Raw genomic sequence first — 23635 nt, 5'->3', positions numbered from 1 at the left:
ATCCTCCTAGTACTTTTCTTTTTTATTTTTTAATTGTTCTACGAAGTTTAAATAACTTTCATATCTTGAACTTAATATCTTACCATATTTTATTTGGTTTTTAACCATACAATCAGGTTCACTAATGTGTAAACAATTTTGACCAAATCGACACTGTTCACTAAATGATCTAAAATCTACAAAATAATCTTTTAAAATTTGATAATCATAAAACTCAAAATCTAGTTTACTAAAACCTGGTGTATCTGCAATATATCCCCCACCAAATTCAAACAACTCTAAATGTCGGGTCGTATGTTTACCTCTGCCTAATGCAAATGAGATTTCTTGAGTTTTAAGTTTTAAATCAGGTTTTAACGCATTTAGTAGTGTAGACTTGCCAACACCTGTTTGACCAGCTAAAACCGTTATTTTATCTAAAAATACGTTTTGTAGAGCGTCAAATCCAATACGGGCTTTACTGTTTACATAGTGTATGGTATAAAACGCTTCGTAAAATTTTAAATTTGCTTTTAATTGATCTAAACTATCATCTTCCATCAGATCAATTTTAGTAACAATAATAATTGGTTTGAGTTCATGATACTCTAAAATAACCAGAAATTTATCTAGTAAATTAAAACTAAAATCAGGTCTTGTTGCTGCAAATATTAACAAAACTTGATCGATATTTGCAACATCAGGTCTAATAAGTTCGTTTTTTCTTTCTAAAACTTCTGTAATCATATATTGATCAGATTCAAAACTATATTCAATAATATCGCCAACTTTGGGACTTAAAACGATATCTTTCGTATCTTTTTTTGTTTTTTGTGTGACGTTTTTATTGAAACTTGAGTCTTTATCAACTCTTATTTTTCTAAACTTACCCTTAGCATAACCTTCAAATGTTTCATGTGTTGATAAGTCTTTAAATGTGTATAGTCCACCGATTAATTTAATAACTAAAGCTTTATTCAAAAAATAACTCCTTATAAGTTTTGACTACGTAGTTGCCCACAAGCTGCATTAATATCATGACCTTGTTCTTTACGTAATACTGCGGTAATTTTATGTTCCTTTAACACTTTATAAAAGGCTTGTCTTCTTTCTAGACTTGAACGTTCATAAGGTGCTTCTTTAACTGTATTATAAGGTATTAAGTTTACATAAACATTCATACCTTTTAGTAGTTTAGCTAGTTCATGTGCGGTTTCAACACTATCGTTTAATTCTTGAATCATTATATATTCAATTGTTACTCTACGATTTGTTACATGAATATAATATTTGATTGCATCTACAACTTCTTCAACTTTGAAACGATCATTAATTTTCATTAATTTAGAACGAATTTCATTTGTTGGAGCATGTAGTGATACAGCTAAGTTTACCTGTACTCCTAGATGAGCAAACTCTTTAATTTTTGGTACAAGTCCAGAGGTTGAAACTGTAATATGTCTTGCTCCAATTGCTAATCCTTTAGGATGATTCACTATTTGAACAAATTTAACAAAGTTCTTATAGTTATCAAATGGTTCACCAATACCCATAATTACAATACTTGATACACGTACACCTGATTCTTTTTCCGCTTTAATAATTTGTGCAACAATTTCACCAGCAGTTAAGTCTCTTTTCTTTTTTAATACACCAGATGCACAAAAACTACAACCTATGTTACAACCAACTTGAGTTGTAACACAAGCACTCATACCGTAATTGTGGTTCATGAGTACTGTTTCAATTAAATTACTATCTTTTAAATCAAATAAAAATTTGATTGTACCATCTTGACTCGTGTTTTTTATGACAAGTTCTAATACATCAAATGTAAAAGAACTTGTTAGTAATTCAATCAAGTCATCTGGTAAATTCAGCATTTCTTTAAAACTATCTACTTTTTGTTTATAAACCCAATTCCAAATTTGCTCGGCTCTAAACTTTTTATAGCCGTGCTCTAAGATAAATTCTTCTAATTCATCATATGTAAAGTCATATATTAGCATATTTTTATTACTTCCTTCATAGTCATTATACTAGAAATGCTTAATTTTTGGTTACTTTTAGTTGTTTTGAAATTATGCTCTAAACACTGCCTTAAAGTTAAACTCCAAACGGTTTTGAACAGATTTTAATATCTTTTCAATATCTTGTTTTTCTAATGTCTTAACAGGGTCATTAAATGTCATTGATATAGCAACTGAGTGACTTCCAGTTTCAACATTTTCACCTTCATAAACATCAAAAACTTCAATATTTGTTAAATATTTTCTCGCTGTTTGCTTAATAATTGCTAGTATATCACTTACTGGATAAGTTTTTGATACGACAAAAGATATATCTCTTTGTAAAGAAGGATATTTAGAAATTTGTTCAAATGTTAATTCATTATAATTTTCATTTAAAAAATCTAAATTTATTTCTAATACATAGCAATCTTTAATATCAAATGTTTGATCTGTTAATGGATGTGTTTTACCAATTATACCTATAACTTGATTTCTTAAATAGATTGTTCCTTGGATACCCGGGTGTAAAGCAGCACTTTCGTTTGATTTTTTAACTTCAAACTCTAAATTAAAGATTGCACCTATTTTATCTAAAAGACCTTTTAGAACATAAAAGTCATTTTGAATGTCTTGTTTTAAGTAGCTTGAATCTAGTAATTTTGACTGTAGTAAGATTGCTAAATTGTTTTGCTCTATACCTTCTGCAAAAACATGCCCTGTTTCAAATATAGCTAAATCTGTAATTTGACGAGATAAGTGATAATTTAAGGTTTTTAATAATCCCGGTATAAGTGATTGTCTTAATATATGACGATCATCACTTAAAGGCATAAGTATTTCAACATTCTTGCCAATTTGTGGGAATCCTTTAATTTCTTTTTGAGAGACTAAACTGTAGTTTATTACTTCGTTTAATCCAAAACCTGAAAGCATATTTTTAAGTTTTCTAATGTTTTTTTGTTTAGTTGATAGTTCACCAATAGATGTTGGTTGAACTTTTTTATTTTCGATATGATGGTAACCATAAACACGTAATATTTCTTCAATAACATCAGCTTCAATTTCAATATCTTTACGATAATCTGGCGCTTGCACTTCTATGTTATTGTCATTTTTATTTACTTTATAGTTTAATCTTGTTAAGTAATTAATGATTTCTTGTAATGTTAACTCTGTACCAAGTAATCGATTAACATTTTTTGGATTTACCTCAATTGTCGGATTAACTGGTAATATCGTTTGATTAGATGTAATGTTTTTATAAACCATAGCATCAGCTAATTCTACAAGCATTTGAGTTGCTGCTTCAAGCCCCATTAAAACACGTGAAGACTCAACACCACGCTCAAATCTTAATGAAGAATCACTTCTTAAGTTTAATCTCTTAGATGTTTGAGCAATCGAATTTTTATTAAAAAGTGCTGCTTCTAACATTATTTTAGTTGTATTGTTATCAATTGAGGAGTTATTAAGACCCATCACACCACCTAGTGCAATCGGTTTTTCACCATTTGTAATGACGATATCTGTAGTTTGAAGATTTCTAGTAACTTCATCTAGGGTTTCAACTACTTCATTATCAAGTGCATTTCTTACAACAATTTTAGAACTATTTACTTTGTTAAAATCAAATGCATGAAGTGGAGTACCATAAGTAATTAGTATGTAGTTTGTGATGTCAACAACATTATTAATTGGACGAATATCACTTTGAATTAAAGCATTTTTTAACCAAATTGGTGATTCTTTAACTGTTACATCCATCACTCTTAAATTGTATAAGTGACAATCATTAGTATCAAGTACTACATCAATATTATTAACTTGATTAGATTCTTTAAAATTGGTTTTAGGTATTGTTACAGGAATATTTAACATGGATGCTAAATCGTATGCAAAACCTAGATGTGATAATAAATCGCCTCTATTTGGAGTTAAACCTAATAATAATTTATTTAAATGAAGTCCTAATGCTTCAAGACCATTCGTTCCTGGTGTAACTTCGTGATCAAAATAAAAGATACCATTCTTAAATTCTTCTTGTATATATTTTTCATCAAAGCCTAATTCAGTAAGAGAACAAATCATTCCAAGTGATTTTTCGCCACGAACAGTTGCTTCTTTTATTTCAAAGTTACCAGGAAGTACCGACCCTACTTGAGCAACAATTACATATTGACCTTTATCAACGTTTTTAGCACCACAAACAATGCTTAAAACTTCAGAACCGATATTAACTTTAGTTAGACTTAAATGGTCTGAATTCGGGTGTTTTACGCATTCTAAAACATGTCCAACAACAAGTTTTGTTGATGAATTTAGTGTCTCATATGCATCAACTTCTATAATTTGTTGATTCGTAACTTCATATAAATTACTTGGAACCTTTATAAAGTTTTTTAATATATTTTCTAGAATAAACATTATAATACTCCTTTAAATTGATTTAAAAAGCGTAAATCATTGGTATAAAATTGACGAATATCATCAATTTTATATTTTAATATAGCAATTCTTTCAATTCCTATACCAAAAGCAAATCCACTATATATTTTCGGATCATATCCACCCATTTGTAATACATTAGGATGAACCATTCCAGCACCTAATACTTCAATCCAACCTATATTTCCATCACTATCAACATATGAAACATCGACCTCAACAGATGGTTCTGTAAAAGGAAAATAAGATGGTCTTAATCTGATTGTTCTTTCTGGACCAAAAAGATGTTTAGCAAGACTTAATAACGTATCTTTTAAGTTTGCAAATGAAATGTTTTTATCAATCACTAAACCTTCACATTGCATAAATTGGTGGCTATGTGTACGGTCATCTGGATCTCTTCTATATGTTTTACCTGGTGCGATAATAGCAATCGGATCACCCTTGGATTTTTCCATATATCGTGCTTGGATTGGTGATGTATGTGTTCTTAATAATGTATTAGATGTCACATAAAATGAATCATGCATTTCACGTGCCGGATGATTTACTCCTAAATTCATCATTTCAAAGTTGTAATAATCAAGTTCTAATTCAGGACCTTCAGCAACTTTATAACCTTGTCCAACAAAGTAATCTTCTAAGTCGTTAGTTACTAATGTTAAAGGATGAAGTGAGCCTTTTTTAAAGTTCATACCTGGAAGTGAAACATCAATGCTTTCATTAGCTAGTTTTTCGTTCATTTGCTGTGTTAATAATACGTTTTTTTTGTGTGCTATTAATGATTCCATTTCTGCTTTTGCTTCATTAATCCATTTACCAAATTGTGGTTTTTCATCATTTGGTAAGGTTTTTATCAATGGCATTAACTCAGTTAATTTCCCGTTTTTACCTAAATATGAAACTCTTAAAGCTTCTAAATCGACTAAATTTAAGTCTTTTTCAAGTTCATTTTTGAGTTGTGAAACGATTGATTCTATTTTTTCTTTCATTATTTTTACCCTCTTTTTTTATTAAAATAAAAGTCCTTAAAGTATAAATATACTCTAAGGACGAAGTTAAATCGCGGTACCACCTTAGTTCTAAAAGTAATCACCTTTAGCACTTGATTTATCTTGTAACGTAAGAATGACGGAAAGTTTTTTAAGCCTTCACTCCATAACCGAATTCAAATACGTATTCATACATGGCTTTCACCTTTCCATGCATCGCTTTTGATGAATAACTCTTATTTTACTAGTGTTATATCTTCGTTTTAATTATTATTTCTACCCATAACTGTAACTGCTAATCTTAAGATATTATAGTATATCCATATTAATGTTACCATAAAACCTAAAGCAGCGGTCCATTCATAGTTTTTTGGTAATCCCATACGAACAATATTATCAGCTCTATCAAAGTCTAATGTAAGCATTAAAGCACCCATTACAATTAAAATTAAACTAATTCCAACTGTTACTTGGTAAGAGAAGAATCCTTCAATAAAACCTGGGTTTACTAATCCAATAATTGAGATTACAAGTGAACCAATAAGTACTGTTAATAATGTACCAAATACTACGGATCTCAATAGGTTAGAACCTCTTAATAAACCTGTTTGATATAAGGTAAACATTACAGCAAATACAATTCCTGTTCCAAGTAAGGCAATTGATGCAACGCCTGGATAATAAATTTCTAAAATCCAACTAACTAAGCCATATGTAAAACCTTGAAACACTGCATATAATATACTTGCAGGTGCTGCAATTTTAGGAATAAGCATTGCTAGTAATACACTTAAGAATGTAAAAATTCCTGAAGAAATTAATATACCAATGAGTAAACCTTCTGGCATTGCTTGTGCTATAAATACAGATGAAAATCCTGTGATCAATGTAATAACGACAAGTAATACCGTTTTTATACTGATGCCTGAAACAGTTGCGGCTACAGTATTAGATTGAAATGTTTGTTTTTCTAAATTAGAAAATACTGGGTTTGAACTACGCATATTCTTTTCACCTCTTGTTTCTTGTAGGTTTATTATACATTGTTTTTAAATATTATCTAAGTAAACTATCTAATATGTAAAAATTTATACAATTAATATTTATAGGCAAACAAGCCATGTTCAAGTTCTGAACTCACTTCATTTAAGTCATCAAATGAGCCAGCAATATCTAATTTTTCAAATACTGTTTTATTTAATTTACCACGTTTTCTAGCATCTTCTTTTGAGGTAAACGGCTTTTCATTTCTTGCTTCTACAATACCTATGGCCGCTTGCATACCTAAGCCATCAATGGATACAAAAGGCATTCTAAGACCATCTTTTTCCATTATAAATTCAGATGCTGCTGATTTTTTGATATGAACTGGAAGGAATTTAAATCCTCTTTTGGTCATTTCTAAAGCAATCATTAATGTAACTAAAACATCTTGGTCTTTGGCAGTTAAATTAGGTTCTTTTCTTAACTGATTAATTCTATTTCTTATAGCGTTATAACCCGCAGTCATAATATCATGTTCAAATTGAACCGCACGTTTAGAAAAATAACCTGAATAAAATAGTAATGGACTATAAACTTTAAACCAAGCAATTCGCATTGCCATAATCACATAGGCAGTGGCATGAGCTTTAGGAAACATATATTTAATTAATGAAGCACTCCAAATATACCAATCTGGAATTTTACTTGCTTTCATTTCGGCTTCATATTCAGCCCATTTTTTAGGATTTGAAGAAGGTCTACCTTTTCTAACAAACTCCATAATTTCAAATGCTTTACTCTCAGACATTCCTAAATCAGAAAGTCCTACCATAATATCATCGCGACAACCAATAATATCATCAAATGATATTTTACCAAACTGAGTATTGCCTAAAATCAGTTCTTGCGAGTTTTTTAACCAAACATCGGTTCCATGTGATAACCCAGAAATTTTAACTAATCCAGCAAAAGTATTTGGTCTAGTATCTTGTAACATTTGTCTTGTAAATGGTGTACCAAACTCAGGTATACCATAACTAGCAATATCTCCATATACCTCATCTGATTTGATGCCAATTACCTCTGGAGATTGGAATAATTTATATACTTTTGGATCATCTAGTGGTATATCTTGTGCTCTTTTAAATGGAAAGTCGTTTGGATGTTCTTTAACATAATCCATTAAAAATTTAATTAATGTGGGGTCATCGTGACCCAATATATCTAGTTTTAATAAGTTATCTTCAAATGCATGATAGTCAAAATGTGTTGTTTTCCATAGAGAATTTATATCGTCTGCAGGATATTGAATCGGTGTCACATCATAAATTGATTTTGTTTTTGGTACTACAATAATTCCACCGGGATGTTGTCCTGTTGATCTTTTTACACCTTCAATACCTTTAGCTAACTTTTCAATATAAGCACCACGAGCTTCTTTTCCTAAATACTCTAGGTAACCCTTTACATATCCATATGCATTTCGCTCTGCAACCGTTTGAATTGTTCCAGCTCTAAAAGTATAATCCTCACCTAATAATTCTCTAACATAATCATGCGCCTTTGCTTGATAATCACCACTAAAGTTTAAATCAATATCTGGTGTTTTATCCCCATCAATACCTAAGAAGGTTTCAAATGGAATATCATGACCATCTTTTAATAATTTCTTTTGACAATGCGGGCAATTCATATCAGGTAAATCATAGCCTGATTTAACATGTTTTAAATGTTCAATATATGGTTTATCAATTTCTTTAAATCCAATTTCATATATTTCTTCTTCTGTCATTTTAAAAACTGAATAATCACCCGATTCACAACGGTAATGTGGTCTTAATGGATTTACTTCTGTAATATCCATTAAAGTTGCCACTAAAGATGAACCAACAGATCCTCTAGAACCAACCAAATAACCATCTTCTAATGATTTTTTAACAAGTAGATGTGAAATATAGTAAATTGGTGCAAACTTATTATCTATAATTTTATCTAGTTCTTTATCCACTCTAGCTTTTACATATGGATGCATTGGATTACCATATAGTGCAGTGGCTTTTTCATTGACCATTAATTTTACATGATCAGCAATCGATTTAATACCTAAGGTATCTTTAAATGCATCATCAGGTATTGAAAATAATTCCTTTGGAAATGCAACTACATTTTCAAATTTTTCATTTAATTTTTGAGTGTTTGTTACAACTATTTCATATGCCAGCTTTTCATCTAAAAATGAAAATGATTCTAGCATTTCGTTTGTTGTTAGTAGATGTTGATCTGGGGAAACTTCATAGTTTGCTAGTGGATGTAATCCTCCACCAACAGATTTTGTTTGAATATATATTTCTCTATACTTTTTATCTTCTGGGTTTAAATAGTGGGCATTGGATGTTGCAATTACAATTTTGTTTAATTCTTTAGCAACTGTAATAATCTTTTTTATTGTTGCCTGAATGATTTCTCTACCTAGTTGTCCTAAATCTTTTTCTAAATGAAGATACGCATTTAATGGGTGCACTTCTATATAGTCATAAAATTCAATAGTTTTTCTTAAATCATCATCATTTCTATTTAAAGCCATTTCAAAGACTTCACCATTTTCAGAACCACTTCCAATTAATAGTCCTTGTCTATATTTTAAGAAAGTAGACTTTAATAATCTTGGGCCACCATCAAAGTGTGTCGTTAGTGCATCAGATACAACTTTAAATAAGTTTTTGTAACCTTCTTGGTTCATTGCAAGCACATTTGCATATTTTGGAATTGGATGACGCCAAGCCTCATCCGGATCAATTGCTGTTTGAAGTTCATAATATGAAAAAATATCTTCTTTGTAAAAATCTTGTAACATGTGAATGAATACTTCAGCAGTTGCATAAGCATCATAAATCGCTCTATGGTGTGCCTCTAAATTTACTTTAAAAAACTTTGTTACAGCTTTTAAATTAAATCTTTTTAAATCCGGAATATTTCCTGCATCATTCACATAATATCTTGCATGGTTTTTATCTTTATTGGTTGCATTATAAAAATATCTTGCAATATTTAATGTATCAATTACAGCAAATTCTTCATGTTTTATATTTAATTTTTTTGCATGTTCAAAAAGCATACCAGAATCAAATGATGCATTATGTGCAACAAGTACTGTATCTTTTATAAATTCAAAAAATTGAGGTAGTACTTCTTCAATTTTAGGTTGCCCATGAACCATGTCATCTGTGATGTTTGTAATTCTAATTGTTATATCACTTAATTTCTCTTCTGGATCAATTAACATCTCAAAACGATCAGAGATCATTCCTGACCGTATTTTATATGCCGCAATTTCTATAATTTTATCTCTAGTGTTAGATAATCCAGTTGTTTCAATATCTATAACTGTGTAGGTTGCTTCTTTAAGTAAAAAGTCAGTATGATAATCTGATGCTACAATAAAAGATTCATCATCAACAAAATCTAGTTGAACACCATAAATCGGTTTAATCTTTTTACCCTTAATTGCCTTATGCAAATCGGGGAAAGCATATAAACCGTTTCTATCTGTAATTGCAAAAGCTTTATGCCCCCACTTTTCAAGTGTTTCAACATAATCACCAATTGATGTAATAGCATCCATTGGTGAAGCTTTTGTATGCAAATGAAATTCAACGCGTTTTTCTTTTGCTTTATCAATTCTTTCTTGCTTTTTAGGTCGGTCTATTTGATATAAAGCACGTGCCATTAGTACAACTTCTTTTTGGAAGGTGTCATACTGAGCATTACCAGAAACTTGGATAATATCGCCAACTTTTACCTCTTTTGCAAGTGCAATATCTTTAGGCGTTTTAACAAATCTTTTAATGGTGATTGCATCTGTTTCATCAAAGATTGAAATTGTTAGTAAATTCGTATTTCTAAGTTCTCTAAACTCAGTTTTAAATACTTCGCCTTCAACCAAAAAGTTTACATCGCCTTTTTCGTTTTGATATTTGTCGAGTTCATAAGCGCTCATTGGAATTTCTTTGATATCTACAGCAGACGGGGATGATTTTCTTTGAAAAGTTGTCTTTTTATCTAGAATAATGGTATCTTGTGTTTTAACTAAACTTTCTAATATTTCTTGTTGTGATTCGATATTTTGCATCACTTGATCTGTAACAGATTCTAAATCTTCATTTAATTTAAGTTCAAATTCAACATCAATACCATGTTTTATAAAATATTTTTTTAATGCGGGTAAATATTTTTTAATAGTTTTACTATCTTTATCTACTAAAATAAAATATGTATTGTCTTTAAACTCAATACTATAGTTTTTAAATATTGCAAATGGTTGAAATATTTCTGAACCTCTATGCACTAATGCCTCAAAATGTTCTGTGCATGAAGAGGTTAACTCGCATGTTTTAAATTGAAATTGGTAATCAATTTCATTTACCACATTTGGTTTTTGAAAAAAAGTTTGCAGTTGTGTAATAAATAAACTCATTTGAGTTGATGACATTAAAGCGTCAAATGTAATATCAAACTTTAAAATTTTCTTTTTTTCTATTACTTTTACTTCATTTAGTTTTGCAGTAGAAAGCGGAAATGTATTTAGTTGTGCTTGTTGTAAAAATAAATCAAATTTGGTTGACATAATAACTCCTAAAGTAATGTTATTTTAGATAATGCTTTACGCATGTAAACCATTAACAAAATAATCCCTGCAAAAATAAAGATACCATTATTTGTAAATAATGCAAATAGTGATAATAAAACATAAATTGTAGATACATATACTGCCACTTTAAATTTTAATTTAAATGGTAGTGGATGTCTGCTAAATATGACTGTCAATAAAATAAAGAACAATAGCTCGATCATTGTTGATGTAATAATTACTAGTGATTGTACTGTTTGATTGACTTCTTTATTTATAATTAAAACTTTATCAATCGCACCAATAAATTTATCAATATTTGATGATGAGTAATCACTAAAATCATAATTAAGTAAGTTCATTGATTCATAGCTATAAAGTGTTGAATCAACTCCAGCTACTGAAAATCTAATTCCATCTTTTACAAAAATAATTCGAATCATATTATATTCTGGAGAATCTGGAGTATTAATAATACCAATCGTATAACTATCAATTTTTAAATATACTTCTTGACTCATCATGGATTGATCAATTATCAGATTTCCGTCTTCTATTTTATAATTACCACTAATATTTTCATTAAATGATTCTTTTATTAGCATCTTTTCTAAATCTGTTAGTCCATTGGTTGCAAAACGTACCATTAGAAATGGTAGACTTGCAAGAACTAACAATAAAAAAAAGTAAACCCAAACACAAGTCCATGAGTCTTTTATATATTGGAATAATTGAGTTGGAGCAAATAAACTTTGTTTAAATCTCTGGTACATTTAAGCACTTCCTTTAACTTTCATTATAACATATAGACCGCATTATGATAAAATATAAATTGGTGAAAGTATGAACTTAATAACAAGAGAAAAACATTATAATACATTAAATAATTATTATCGTAAAAATTATAATCAAAAGGTATTCAAGGTATCTTTAAATGGTGGCTTTACATGCCCAAATATTGATGGTACAGTAGCTTCAGGTGGCTGCACTTTTTGTTCATGGATGGGCTCAGGAGATTTTGCAGGAGATAAAAGAGATCCATTAAAGGTACAGTTTGAAAACATAAAAGCTCAAATGCATAAAAAATGGAAAGATGGTCTTTATATTGCTTATTTTCAAGCAAATACAAATACACATGCACCACTACCTAGATTAAAAGAACTTTATGAAGAAGCAATCTCATTAGATCCTAAAATAGTGATGTTATCTTTAGGTACAAGACCCGATTCTTTACCTGAAGATGTTTTAGATTATTTAGAAGAATTAAATCAAAGAATGCCCGTTCAAGTCGAACTTGGACTGCAAACAATTCATCAATCAACCAGTGATTTAATAAATCGTGCACATGACTTAAAAACCTTTGATGACGCCGTTTTAAGACTAAATTCCAGAGGTATTGAAGTTGTTGTTCATATAATTAATGGTCTACCTACAGAAACTAAAGAGATGATGCTAGATACTGTTAAACATCTAAATACACTGCCAATTCAAGGCATTAAAATACATATGTTACACTTAATGGAAAAAACAAAAATGGGATATGATTATTTAAAAAATCCATGGCCACTTCTAACCCTTGAAGAGTATGTGGATATTACAGTTGATCAACTTCTTTGGTTAAGAAAAGATATCATTGTACATAGAGTTACAGGTGATTCACCTGATGAGATGTTAATAGCTCCTTTATGGACAAAGAAAAAGTTTGTAGTAGCAAATGAAATAGATAAACGTTTACGTAAACTTAATTTATTTCAGGGTGATTATTATGAAAAAGACAAACATCATCACAATCGCACATAGTTTATTAGAAAAATTAATTAACGAAAATTCTGTAGTTATAGATGCTACTTGTGGTAATGGACATGACACTTTATTTTTAGCTAGTAAAGTTAAACATGTTCACGCATTTGATATTCAAGAAATCGCACTAAATAACACGAAATTATTAACTAAAGATTATAACAACATTACTTATCATTTATCTAGTTTTGAAAATATAACGAAAGTAATAAATTATTATGATGGTGTTGTATTTAATTTGGGTTATTTACCTAATGGTGATCAATCAATTACGACACAACATGAAAAAACCGTTCAAACATTGAAACAACTTTATAAAAATAGATTAGGGTTTGTCTTATTAGTTGCATATCCAGGTCATAAAGAAGGATTACTTGAACAAGTAGCCATCCAATCATTTTTAGATAAGACCAATATTAAATATGAAGTCATTCGATTACCTTACTTTACTAAAAATGAAGCACCTATTATTTATTATTGGCACAACAACTAAACTCTTAAAACAAAAATACAACTTTATAATCAAGTTGTATTTTTTTATTTAAGCGATAATATCAAATAAATATTTTGGCATCTCGCCATCATAATCAAATAAATGAGGATCTACTTCTAACCATTTAATAATTTGCTTTTTAAGATCTTTTGCATTCATCATTAAAACATCCGCATCACCAAACTTGTGTTTTGTAATAATTCCTAATTCAATTAATCTTTGTTCAGTTTTTTTATAGTGCATAGAAAGATGTGCTGTTGTAGATGAATAATGTTTATAGAAATCTTTTTTAATGATGCCTTCATCTGTTACAAGTTCAAATGTGATTGGTTCTTTAGTTAATCTATCGGGTATATTTAACACCTCTTCAATAGCATGTACATATGTATTTCTTGTCATGTCGCAACCAATAAGTAATATTTTCGCATCAATCGTATCTAAATTTCCCCATGTGCCTAAAGGACTTCCTGGCGTATTTGATTTTAAGTCTAAGTCTATAAATTCCTTTACATTTTTTCCATATCCGGCCATCGAGTGTGTTGGTTGTAGACTTCTTAATACACCTGGATAATTTCTAAATTTTTCTGTTAACAATCCCACACAAGATGGTTCTTTCTTAGGATTAAATCTATTGTTTTCTTTATTCATTTGAGCCCAAGTATGCGTAGGTAGTAAAACCATACCTTCATCAAAATAATTGATTAAAGTTTTAATTACTAGATCTGGATCTCTATTTATTTTCTTAACTGAACTGTGGATAAGTATATTATCATTTGGTTTTAAGTTCATTTGTATTAATTGTTTAATAAGTTCTTCCATATTCACCTTCCAAGTCATTTTAATCTATTATAACATTTAGAAGATGCTTTTAAAGGTTTAGATTTTTTAGTTACTTTTTTGTGTGAATATATGACCAAAATAAGCATTTTTTAGAATTTCTTTCATATCTTCTACAAGCGGTAATTTCGGATTCGCTGTTGAACATTGGTCTTCATATGCTAAGTATGCAAGGTTTTCTACATTTTTCATATAATCTACTTCATCCGTATTTTGTTTATTAAAACTCATTTCAATTCCTAAAGATTGTCCTAAATCGTAACATGCTTTTGCAAACATAGTAACACCTTCTTTAGCATTTTTTGGATCAAGTCCAATCGCACGTGCTAAATTCATATATTTTTCATCTGCTATGTAATGGTTATATTTTGGCCAAGTTGAAAGTTTTGAAGGTGTTGTGCCATTATATAAGATAACATGTGGTAAGAGTATCGCATTAATTCTACCGTGTGGAATATGGTATCTACCACCTACTTTGTGCGCCATAGAATGTGAAATTCCTAAGAAGGCATTTCCAAATGCCATACCTGCCATAGTTGATGCATTATGCATTTTTTCTCTAGCTTCAAAATCATTACCATTATCATATGCACGTTTTAAGTATTCAAATACCATTTTAACTGCTTGAATAGCTAGTGCATCCGTATAGTCATTTGCAAGTACTGAAACATATGCTTCAACTGCATGGGTTAGTACATCCATTCCAGTATCTGCTGTAACACCTTTAGGTTGAGTAAGTGTAAGTGCTGGGTCAATAATTGCAACAGTTGGAGTTAGTGAGTAATCAGCTAGTGGATATTTTTTACTTTCTTTTGTATCTGTAATGACAGCAAAAGGTGTAACCTCACTACCGGTTCCCGATGTCGTAGGTATACAAACAAGCTTTGTTTTTCTACCTAAATCTGGATATCTAAATGCGCGTTTTCTAATATCCATAAACTTTTGTTTTAAGTCATTAAAGTCCACATCTGGATTTTCATAAAATAACCACATTGCTTTTGCAGCATCCATTGGTGAACCACCACCGATTGCTATAATTGTATCTGGTTGGAATGATTTCATCAGTTTATAACCTTTAATTACGGTATCTAAGGATGGATCTGCTTCAACATCGGTAAATAATTGATAAACTACATGATTTCTTCTTAAACTTAATTGATCTGTTATTTTTTTAACATATCCTAAATCAACCATAACGCGATCTGTAACAATGACAACCTTATTTACATCACGCATTTGTCTTAGATACTCAATAGAATCTTTTTCAAAGTATATTTTTGAAGGCACTTTAAACCATTGCATATTATTCTTCCTTTCACCAATACGCTTAATATTAAGTAGATGTATTGCACTAACATTATCTGATATAGAGTTCTTACCATAAGATCCACAACCTAATGTTAAAGAAGGAATAAAGCGGTTATATATATTTCCTATGCCCCCAAATGTTGCAGGAGAGTTTACAATAATTCTTACAGTTTTTAGAGCTAGTCCAAATTCTTTTTTAATTTCATCAACATTTGTATGGATAACTGCAGAATGCCCAAGTCCGTCAAGTTCAACCATATTTGTAGCTAACTTAATACCGTCATTACTATCTTTTGATTTAATCATTGCAAGAACAGGTGATAGTTTTTCACGCGTTAATGGTTCATTAGCCCCTACATTTTTGCATTCAACTAATAAAATATTAGTATTATCAGGTACATTAAATCCAGATTTTAAAGCAATATGATGTGCACTTTTTCCAACAACATATGGGTTCAATTTATCCTTATTAGGAAACATGAATTGTTCTAATTTTTCTTTTTCTTCTTTACTACAAAGATGTACATGATACTTTTTAAATAAACATAATGCCTCATCATATATTTCTTTATCAATAATAACTGCTTGTTCAGAGGCACAAACCATACCATTATCAAATGCCTTAGACATTACAATATCATTAATAGCTTGTTTAAGGTTTGCAGACTTTTCAATATATGCCGGCACATTACCTGCGCCTACACCAAGTGCTGGTTTGCCACATGAATAAGCAGCCTTAACCATTGCATTACCGCCTGTTGCTAAAATGGTTGCAACACCTTCATGATTCATTAATTTATTCGTATTTTCAAGACTTGGATTTTCTATCCATGAAATACAATTTCTAGGTGCCCCAGCCTTTACTGCTGCATCACGAATAATTTTTGCTGCTTCTAAACTGCTTTTTTGTGCATTAGGATGAAATGCAAATATAATCGGATTTCTAGTTTTAAGTGCAATAAGTGATTTAAAAATTGTTGTTGATGTAGGGTTAGTTACTGGTGTGATTGCACACACAACACCAACCGGATCAGCTATTTCTGTTATACCTGTAACTTTATCTTCAGAGATTATGCCAACCGTCTTTAAGTGTCTCATATGATTAATAACATATTCAACAGCAAATAAGTTCTTAGTGGCTTTATCTTCAAAAATCCCTCTATTTGTTTCCTCTACTGCAAGTTTAGCTAGTAGGCCATGTGCATCAATTGCTTCAACTGATACTTTTGCTACAATCTCGTCAATTTTTTCTTGAGTGTAGCCCATATATTCATCTAATGCTCCTAAAGCATGCGTGACTAAAAAGTCTACCTCGTTAGAGATAAGTTTATCTTTTTCCATATTAATTTACTCCTATTTATTTTTTGAATTGTTTGGATAGTTTCATTTTACTAAATATTATTTTAAAATAAAGTAAAGTTATAATGAACACGTTTTCATACAATTTTCAAATAAAAATAAGCGATTAAATCGCTTATTTAGTGTAAATATTTAGTCTAGAAGTTTCTTTATTTGATTTATTATGAAAATATTTGGTGAAAGATTTTCATTAATAAAATCAATAATAAATCCAGCTGATTCTTTATTTTTTAAATATCCTTGCTTCATATTTGATAATATCTGAAAAATATTACTATGTCTAAATTCTATTCTTCTTTCATTTACATATAAATCTTTAAATCCTTCTTCTTTAGGAAAAATTGTATCAATAATTTCTAATATATTATTATAAGCATATGTTTGAATAAACGTAGTTGCAGATGATACCTCACCTCTTTTTAATCTCGTTAATCCTACATAAATATTGGTTAATGCCTCATTCATATTATAATCAATATAAACTGTTTTAGGTTTTGGTTCATTTTCTGTTTTCAACAAAATCGGATCATATCCTTCTTTTAGATAAAATATTTTACCTTTGTTGTAATGTGCCTTAGATATTTCTTCTTCCGAAAATACTGCAAACTCACCATATATTCCATCTTCATAAAAGAATTTATAGCCATCTGGAGTATTTTTAAAAAGGTAAGTTACAGGTATATTAGATAGCCAACTTAAGTCTTTAATAAATTTATCTTTACAACCATTTTTAACTATCAAGAAAAAATCAAGATCCGAGTAGTCATCAAGTCTATCTGTTTCATATAAACTGCCTAGACCTAAAAGACAAATAACATCTTCAAATTTATTTAACCCGTCTGCAATCAATTGCATCCTATCTAACAATTTACTCAATTTTATTTCCCCCGATTATATTAATATTTGATAAGGATATTTTACTACATTCTTTATTTATAAGTAAAAAATCAACCTCAATTTGAGGTTGATTTCATAACTTTTTTTACTTTACTACTATATTTACGATCTTATTAGGTATAACAATAACTTTAACCACATTTAAGCCTTCAATATGTTTGACCACATTTTCATGTTTTAAGGCTTCAGTTTTTACATCTACTTCAGGTAAATCTTTAAGCATTTTTAAACGTCCTCTTAATTTACCATTAACTTGAATAACAATTTCAACCTCAGTTTCAATTAAATGTATAGGATCATATGTTGGCCATTCAGAATATATTAATTCTTCATGATGATTTAATATTGTTTGATTAATCTCTTCTGTAATGTGTGGGACAATTGGATTTAATAACTTAATAAATGTTCTTGCTTGTTTTGATCCAATTGATTTAACTTTATACACTTCATTTACAAATATCATCATTTGAGCAATTGCAGTGTTAAATGCTAATTTTTCATAATCTTCTGTAACTTTTTTAATTGTTTGGTGAAGTATTGTATCAAGTGATGTAACATCATCTTTTGTAATTTCAAAATCAAACATACGCCATACACGGTCTAAGAATCTTTTAGCGCCATCTAATCCATCGTTACTCCATGGTTTCTCAGCTTCTAAAGGTCCCATAAACATTTCAAATAAACGTAATGCATCTGCACCATGTGTATCATAGAATTCATCAGGGGATACGCTATTTCCTTTAGATTTACTCATCTTAGAATGATCTTCACCTAATATCATACCTTGATTTACTAATTTCATAAATGGTTCTTTTGTACTTACAAAGCCTAAGTCATAGAAGAATTTATGCCAAAATCTAGTATAAAGTAAATGACCTACAGCGTGTTCTGTCCCACCTACATATAAATCAACTGGTAGAAATTGGTCTAAGATTGTTTTTGCTTCATTACTATCAAAAGGTATATACCCTAGATTATTTTTTAGAATATAAGCAATATAATACCAGCTTGATCCTGCAAGTTGTGGCATTGTATTGGTATCTCTTCTACCTTTTTTACCATTAAGGTCTACATATAACCAATCGTGTGCATTTGCAAGTGGTGATTCACCTGTACCACTTGGTTTAATGTATTCTAAGTAAGGTAGTTCTAAAGGTAATTCGTCATCAGGAACTAAATGAATGTTTCCTTCTTCATCATATATTACAGGAAATGGTTCGCCCCAATAACGTTGACGACTAAAAACCCAGTCTCTTAATTTATATGTGTGATGTGTATATCCAATATTTCTTTTTTCTAGATGTTCGTTTATCTTTTTTATTGCATCAAGATTGTATAAGCCATCTAAAATACCTGAATGATGATGTATACCATCACCTGTGAAAGCACCATCTGTTCCACCTTTTATAACTTCAATAATGTTTAGTCCATATTGCATAGCAAACTCATAGTCACGTTCATCATGTGCTGGTACTGCCATTACTGCACCTTTTCCATAATTTGGTAATACGTAATCACCAATCCATATAGGAATTAATTGGTTTGTCATTGGATGTCTTGCAAATGCACCAGTAAAGACACCAGTTTTAGATTTATCTGAAATTCTATCTAAATCTGATTTCATTTTAGTTTGCTCAATATATTTTAATACGTCTTTTCTTTCATCTTCATTGATTATTTCTTCAACTAATGGATGTTCTGGAGCTAATACCAAATAGGTTACACCATAAATTGTATCTGGTCTGGTTGTAAATACTTCAAAAGTATGATTAGTGCCTGATACTTCAAATGTAATAACTGTTCCACTGGATTTACCAATCCAGTTTCTTTGCATTTCTTTTAAGTTTTCCGGCCAGTCAACTAAATCTAAATCATCTAATAGGCGATCAGCATATTCTGTTATTTTTAAAACCCATTGACGCATTGGTTTTTTAATAACTGGATAATGCCCACGTTCAGATACCATTTGTCCATCAATAATTTCAATTTCATCATTTGCTAATACTGTACCTAATCCTTCACACCAGTTAACTTCAACATCTTTTAAAACAGCTAATCCTTTTTCATATAGGCGCTTAAAAATCCACTGAGTCCATTTAAAATACTCAGGGTCTGTTGTTGCTAGTTCTTTATCCCAGTCAACACCTTTTCCCATTTCAATGATTTGTCTTTTGAAATTTTTAATGTTTTGGTATGTAAATGATTTTGGATCTTTTCCGGTTGCAAGTGCATATTGTTCGCTAGGCAAACCAAAAGCATCCCAACCCATAGGATGTAGAACATTATAACCTTGCATACGTTTAAAACGAGAAACGATATCCGTTGCTGTATATCCTTCAATATGCCCAACATGTAAACCTGATGCTGATGGATATGGAAACATATCTAATACATAGTATTTGGGGTGAAAACGGTCATTTTTAGTTTTAAATAATTTCAAATTTAACCAATGCTCTTGCCATTTATCTTCAATTTCTCTAAAATCATAATTTTGCATAGGGTATTACCTCATTTCAATACATTCTATTATATAGAATTATAGACTACATTTCAATCAAAAAAAAATCTCCTAAACTAGAGGAGATGTTTTTACTATTGATTGTCTTTGATATATGATACCAAATCATTCACAGTTTTAATGTTTTGTAGAACTTCATCAGAAATTTCAATAGAAAATTCATCTTCTACAGTCATGATTAATTCCACAGCATCAATTGAATCTGCTCCTAAATCTTCTACTAATCTTGAGTCTAGATTTACTAAAGCTTCATCTACTGCTAACTCATCAACGATAAGTGCTTTGACTTTGTCAAAAATATCTGCCATTATAAAACCTCCTACAGTTTTCCTGTTATGTACAAATCATTATATCATAATTTTATTATTGTCTACAGTTTTAAATACAGAAAGTTTGTAGTTCAAAGTATTTTTTATTTTTTTACATTATTTAATGATATTCTTATGTTTATTGAAAGTCAGTAAAATGATATAATAGTAAAGAAAGTCGAGGAATTTATATGAAATACTTAGTTGGTACATATACTAAAAATACATCTGAAGGAATTTATTTAGTCGATGAAGAAAAAGTTTCGTTACATATGAGGCTATTTAATCCCACTTATTTTACGATTGAAGATGGTCATTTATTTACAATTGCTAGAGGTGGAATAGAAGTTTATCAAAATGATACATTAGTTTATGAAGATCACTCTGAAACAAGTGCACCTTCTCATATTTTTTATGAACCATCATTGGAAATGATATTTACAGCAAATTATCATGCAGGTCAAATATCCACTTATAAATTTGATGGAACTTTAACTAAAAAGATTCAAACCTATATCTATCCTACAGGTTCACATGCACATCAAGTGGTTTATGATGTCAATAGCCAAACACTGTTTGTTTGTGATTTAGGTTTAGATACAATCTTTACATATACGTTTGATAAAGATTTAAAATTAGTACCTAAAAAGGACTTAACACTTCATAAAGGTGTTGGACCAAGACATTTAGTTATATCAGAAAAAGGTTTTGTTTATTGCTTAACTGAATATTCAAGAGAAGTTTATGTTTTCAATGAAAAGTTAGAATTTACTAAAAAATATAAAACATTAGATAAAAACTTTAATGGAATTACATCTGCTGCAATTCGCTTAACTACTAATCAAAAACATCTTTATGTTTCAAATAGAGGTTTTGATGCAATTACTCATTTTGAAGTTTTAGATGATGGCGGTCTTAAGTTAAAGAAAATATACAATTCACATGGTAAACACCCAAGAGACTTTAATCTTTCACTAGATGAGTCACATTTAGTTGTAGGCAACTTACAATCAAATAATGTTGCTATCTTTGAGCGTAATACGGAAACTGGCGCCTTAAAGTTTTTAAAAACAATTAATGTACCAGAACCTACATCTATCTTTTTTATTCCATAAAAATATAAAGGTCACCGAAAGGTGACCTTATTTTTTTAATTATTTAATTTGACCATCTCTTAAAGCTTTTAATGCTTTAGACCAGCCTAATAATTGTGTAAACAATGTGTTTAATTCTTGATCGTGCCATGCACCTGGTTTAAATGCTTGTTGCGGAGTCATGACATTTTCAAAATCTGTTGGGAATGATAAGTTGATTTGTTGTTGAGTCATTGCAATTTGTTGATATGCTAAATGTGCTCTAAATCCAACAATTCCACGAGCAGCTCCTAACCATCCATAACCTACAAATGCTAATGCTTTATTAGCAACTTCTGGTTGTAAGAATTGGAAAGCATTTTGTAATGCACCTGGTACTACGTGGTTGTATTCTGGTGTTACTAATACATAACCATCAAATGAAGCCATTGTTTCACTCCATTTTTTGATTGCTGCACCTTGGCTTTCGTTTGGTGCTAACCCTAAAAATGGTAAATCAAAAGATTTTAAATCTACTATTTCATATGTAACATTTTCATCATTTCTATTTTGAGCGTTTTCTAAAACCCATTTAGCTACCGCTTCTCCTGCTCTACCTTCACGAATAGATCCAAGAACAATTCCTATTTTAACTGACATATTTTATAATCTCCTTGTTTAATATATTTTTTATTCATCCTTATAATATTACGAATTCGAAATATACACAAGTTATTTGCTTTAGTAGATCTTTAATTGTGGTTTAAATTACAAAATTTCCATTTTCAAACACTAATACTTTTGAACCATCTTGTTTTGTTCCAACAATTTTCATATCTTTTGAGCCAAACATGAAGTCAACGTGTGTCATTGAATTGTTATAGCCTTTTTTCTCTAGTTCGTTAATTGGTGTTTCATTACCATTTTTAACATTCATTGGGTATGCTCTACCTAATGCCATATGGCAACTTGCATTTTCATCAAATAGTGTGTTTAAAAATAAAATATTTGTATTAGAAATTGGTGAATCATGAGAAATTAATGCAATTTCACCAATATATCTTGAGTTTGCATCAAAATCTAAAATGTTTTGAAGTGCTTCTTTTTCAACTTTTGCATCAAAATCAACAACTTTACCATCTTTAAACTCTAACCAGAAATCTTCAATAATACGTCCTGCATTATTAAGTGGTTTAGTTGCAACTACACGACCTTGTGTACCAAATTTAAATGGCATAGTAAATGACTCTTCTGTTGGTATATTTGGATTAAAAATGACACCATTTCCGGCTTTTTCAGAACCACCTGCCCAAATATGATCCTCAATTAATTCAACGACTAAATCTGTTCCTAAACTGTTTGTAAAGTGTAGTGATTTAAAGTTTGAATCGTTTAGTACTTTATTATTTCTTCTTAAGTACTCATTATGAGCTTTCCATGCTTCAACCGGATCATTGTCAATTAATACTCTACATGCTCCAAAAATTGCATCCCATAATTTTTCTACTGCTACATCAACTTGTAATTCAGGGAATAATTTTTTAGCCCATGATGGATTAGATGCTGCAACAATAGTCCATTGTGACTTATTACCCATTGTATGTTCTCTAAAGAAATTGATTTTTTTCATATTTTCAACCATAACTTCTTGCATTTTTTGGCTGTCTACACCAGCAAGTGCATTAGGTATTGGTGAAACAATTGAAATGAATGCCGCATTATTGTCAACAAAGTATTTGTATTGATCAATTGACCATTGTGGCATTTCCTTTAAATCTTCTGTTAATGCAAATTCATAACCTGACTTTGAGATTGGTTCATCATTCCAAATTACATGTACTTTTTTTGCACCTGCAATATAAGCTTGTCTTGCAACTTCTCTTGTTAATTCAACAGCTTCTGTTGATGTTCTTAAGACAACAATTTGTCCTTTTTGTACATTAGCACCTGTAACAACTGCTAGTCTTGCATATTTTTCTAATAATATTTTATTAGGCATATTT

At 30.0% G+C, this 23635-nt stretch carries 17 protein-coding genes and 1 other annotated feature; of the genes, 3 read left to right on the top strand and 14 right to left on the bottom strand.

Annotated features, from left to right (window positions below):
- Positions 1 to 6: 6 nt before the first annotated feature.
- From rsgA to G324_RS0104075, 7 genes are all read right to left on the bottom strand, one after another.
- Positions 7 to 960: a ribosome small subunit-dependent GTPase A gene (gene rsgA, locus G324_RS0104105; RefSeq protein ID WP_025725131.1), complete on the bottom strand. Its 954-nt coding sequence runs from the start codon at positions 958 to 960 to the stop codon at positions 7 to 9.
- A gap of 11 nt (positions 961 to 971) precedes the next feature.
- Positions 972 to 1988, bottom strand: a complete 1017-nt coding sequence (gene rlmN, locus G324_RS0104100) for a dual-specificity RNA methyltransferase RlmN (protein WP_025725130.1) — start codon at positions 1986 to 1988, stop codon at positions 972 to 974.
- A gap of 72 nt (positions 1989 to 2060) precedes the next feature.
- On the bottom strand, positions 2061 to 4415 hold the full coding sequence (gene pheT, locus G324_RS0104095; protein WP_025725129.1) for a phenylalanine--tRNA ligase subunit beta: 2355 nt from the start codon (positions 4413 to 4415) through the stop codon (positions 2061 to 2063).
- Positions 4415 to 5428 carry a phenylalanine--tRNA ligase subunit alpha gene (gene pheS, locus G324_RS0104090; protein ID WP_025725128.1) on the bottom strand — a complete coding sequence of 338 codons (1014 nt, stop codon included), beginning with the start codon at positions 5426 to 5428 and terminating at the stop codon, positions 4415 to 4417. Before pheS ends, pheT begins: the two co-directional genes overlap by 1 nt.
- A 53-nt stretch (positions 5429 to 5481) precedes the next feature.
- Positions 5482 to 5696, bottom strand: a binding site (T-box leader).
- Complete coding sequence (locus tag G324_RS0104085) at positions 5692 to 6432, bottom strand: Bax inhibitor-1/YccA family protein (RefSeq protein ID WP_025725127.1); 741 nt, start codon at positions 6430 to 6432, stop codon at positions 5692 to 5694. (Overlaps the previous feature by 5 nt.)
- A 92-nt stretch (positions 6433 to 6524) precedes the next feature.
- A complete protein-coding gene (locus G324_RS0104080) occupies positions 6525 to 11036 on the bottom strand; it encodes a PolC-type DNA polymerase III (RefSeq protein ID WP_025725126.1) in 4512 nt (1503 codons plus the stop codon).
- Between the two features lie 8 nt (positions 11037 to 11044).
- On the bottom strand, positions 11045 to 11812 hold the full coding sequence (locus tag G324_RS0104075; RefSeq protein ID WP_025725125.1) for a DUF1189 family protein: 768 nt from the start codon (positions 11810 to 11812) through the stop codon (positions 11045 to 11047).
- Positions 11813 to 11870: 58 nt separating this feature from the next.
- On the opposite strand from G324_RS0104075, the gene mnmL reads away from it, so the two are divergent.
- Positions 11871 to 12839: a tRNA modification radical SAM protein MnmL/YtqA gene (mnmL, locus tag G324_RS0104070; RefSeq protein ID WP_425393918.1), complete on the top strand. Its 969-nt coding sequence runs from the start codon at positions 11871 to 11873 to the stop codon at positions 12837 to 12839.
- Positions 12805 to 13332, top strand: a complete 528-nt coding sequence (gene mnmM, locus G324_RS0104065) for a tRNA 5-(aminomethyl)-2-thiouridylate-methyltransferase MnmM (protein ID WP_025725123.1) — start codon at positions 12805 to 12807, stop codon at positions 13330 to 13332. Before mnmL ends, mnmM begins: the two co-directional genes overlap by 35 nt.
- Positions 13333 to 13380: 48 nt before the next feature.
- Here the strand turns inward: mnmM and G324_RS0104060 are convergent, their stop codons facing one another.
- The 5 genes from G324_RS0104060 to acpP all read right to left on the bottom strand — a co-directional run bounded on the left by G324_RS0104060 (position 13381) and on the right by acpP (position 20559).
- Positions 13381 to 14151 (bottom strand): AAC(3) family N-acetyltransferase, encoded by a 771-nt coding sequence (locus G324_RS0104060; RefSeq protein WP_025725122.1) that lies wholly within the window; start codon positions 14149 to 14151, stop codon positions 13381 to 13383.
- A 66-nt stretch (positions 14152 to 14217) separates the two neighbouring features.
- Positions 14218 to 16818 (bottom strand): bifunctional acetaldehyde-CoA/alcohol dehydrogenase, encoded by a 2601-nt coding sequence (adhE, locus tag G324_RS0104055; RefSeq protein ID WP_025725121.1) that lies wholly within the window; start codon positions 16816 to 16818, stop codon positions 14218 to 14220.
- 150 nt (positions 16819 to 16968) lie between these two features.
- The gene (locus G324_RS0104050) at positions 16969 to 17712 is read right to left on the bottom strand and encodes a hypothetical protein (RefSeq protein WP_051457525.1); all 744 of its coding nucleotides are present in this window, start codon (positions 17710 to 17712) and stop codon (positions 16969 to 16971) included.
- Positions 17713 to 17818: 106 nt separating this feature from the next.
- Positions 17819 to 20230: a leucine--tRNA ligase gene (gene leuS / locus G324_RS0104045; protein WP_025725119.1), complete on the bottom strand. Its 2412-nt coding sequence runs from the start codon at positions 20228 to 20230 to the stop codon at positions 17819 to 17821.
- Positions 20231 to 20325: 95 nt separating this feature from the next.
- Positions 20326 to 20559, bottom strand: coding sequence for an acyl carrier protein (gene acpP / locus G324_RS0104040; RefSeq protein ID WP_025725118.1), 234 nt, complete (start codon positions 20557 to 20559; stop codon positions 20326 to 20328).
- A gap of 191 nt (positions 20560 to 20750) precedes the next feature.
- Here acpP and G324_RS0104035 point away from each other — a divergent pair, with 191 nt between their 5' ends.
- Positions 20751 to 21674 (top strand): lactonase family protein, encoded by a 924-nt coding sequence (locus tag G324_RS0104035; RefSeq protein WP_025725117.1) that lies wholly within the window; start codon positions 20751 to 20753, stop codon positions 21672 to 21674.
- Between the two features lie 39 nt (positions 21675 to 21713).
- On the opposite strand, the gene G324_RS0104030 is transcribed toward G324_RS0104035, so the two are convergent.
- Both G324_RS0104030 and G324_RS0104025 read right to left on the bottom strand, forming a co-directional pair.
- Complete coding sequence (locus G324_RS0104030) at positions 21714 to 22292, bottom strand: NADPH-dependent FMN reductase (RefSeq protein WP_025725116.1); 579 nt, start codon at positions 22290 to 22292, stop codon at positions 21714 to 21716.
- A gap of 103 nt (positions 22293 to 22395) precedes the next feature.
- Positions 22396 to 23631 carry an aminopeptidase gene (locus tag G324_RS0104025; protein WP_025725115.1) on the bottom strand — a complete coding sequence of 412 codons (1236 nt, stop codon included), beginning with the start codon at positions 23629 to 23631 and terminating at the stop codon, positions 22396 to 22398.
- Positions 23632 to 23635 lie beyond the last annotated feature (4 nt).

Origin of the sequence: Acholeplasma granularum ATCC 19168, assembly GCF_000526235.1 — a bacterium.
GTDB classification, from domain to species: domain Bacteria; phylum Bacillota_I; class Bacilli_A; order Acholeplasmatales; family Acholeplasmataceae; genus Acholeplasma; species Acholeplasma granularum.
This window is presented reverse-complemented; position numbering and strand designations above follow the sequence as displayed.

What these genes read in the sequence shown, in the direction of transcription:
- rlmN (WP_025725130.1), bottom strand. Translation starts at nt 1,988, where the DNA reads ATGCTAATATATGACTTTACATATGATGAATTAGAAGAATTTATCTTA.
- pheT (WP_025725129.1), bottom strand. Translation starts at nt 4,415, where the DNA reads ATGTTTATTCTAGAAAATATATTAAAAAACTTTATAAAGGTTCCAAGT.
- pheS (WP_025725128.1), bottom strand. Translation starts at nt 5,428, where the DNA reads ATGAAAGAAAAAATAGAATCAATCGTTTCACAACTCAAAAATGAACTT.
- G324_RS0104085 (WP_025725127.1), bottom strand. Translation starts at nt 6,432, where the DNA reads ATGCGTAGTTCAAACCCAGTATTTTCTAATTTAGAAAAACAAACATTT.
- G324_RS0104080 (WP_025725126.1), bottom strand. Translation starts at nt 11,036, where the DNA reads ATGTCAACCAAATTTGATTTATTTTTACAACAAGCACAACTAAATACA.
- G324_RS0104075 (WP_025725125.1), bottom strand. Translation starts at nt 11,812, where the DNA reads ATGTACCAGAGATTTAAACAAAGTTTATTTGCTCCAACTCAATTATTC.
- mnmM (WP_025725123.1), top strand. Translation starts at nt 12,805, where the DNA reads ATGAAAAAGACAAACATCATCACAATCGCACATAGTTTATTAGAAAAA.
- G324_RS0104060 (WP_025725122.1), bottom strand. Translation starts at nt 14,151, where the DNA reads ATGGAAGAACTTATTAAACAATTAATACAAATGAACTTAAAACCAAAT.
- adhE (WP_025725121.1), bottom strand. Translation starts at nt 16,818, where the DNA reads ATGGAAAAAGATAAACTTATCTCTAACGAGGTAGACTTTTTAGTCACG.
- leuS (WP_025725119.1), bottom strand. Translation starts at nt 20,230, where the DNA reads ATGCAAAATTATGATTTTAGAGAAATTGAAGATAAATGGCAAGAGCAT.
- acpP (WP_025725118.1), bottom strand. Translation starts at nt 20,559, where the DNA reads ATGGCAGATATTTTTGACAAAGTCAAAGCACTTATCGTTGATGAGTTA.
- G324_RS0104035 (WP_025725117.1), top strand. Translation starts at nt 20,751, where the DNA reads ATGAAATACTTAGTTGGTACATATACTAAAAATACATCTGAAGGAATT.
- G324_RS0104030 (WP_025725116.1), bottom strand. Translation starts at nt 22,292, where the DNA reads ATGTCAGTTAAAATAGGAATTGTTCTTGGATCTATTCGTGAAGGTAGA.
- G324_RS0104025 (WP_025725115.1), bottom strand. Translation starts at nt 23,631, where the DNA reads ATGCCTAATAAAATATTATTAGAAAAATATGCAAGACTAGCAGTTGTT.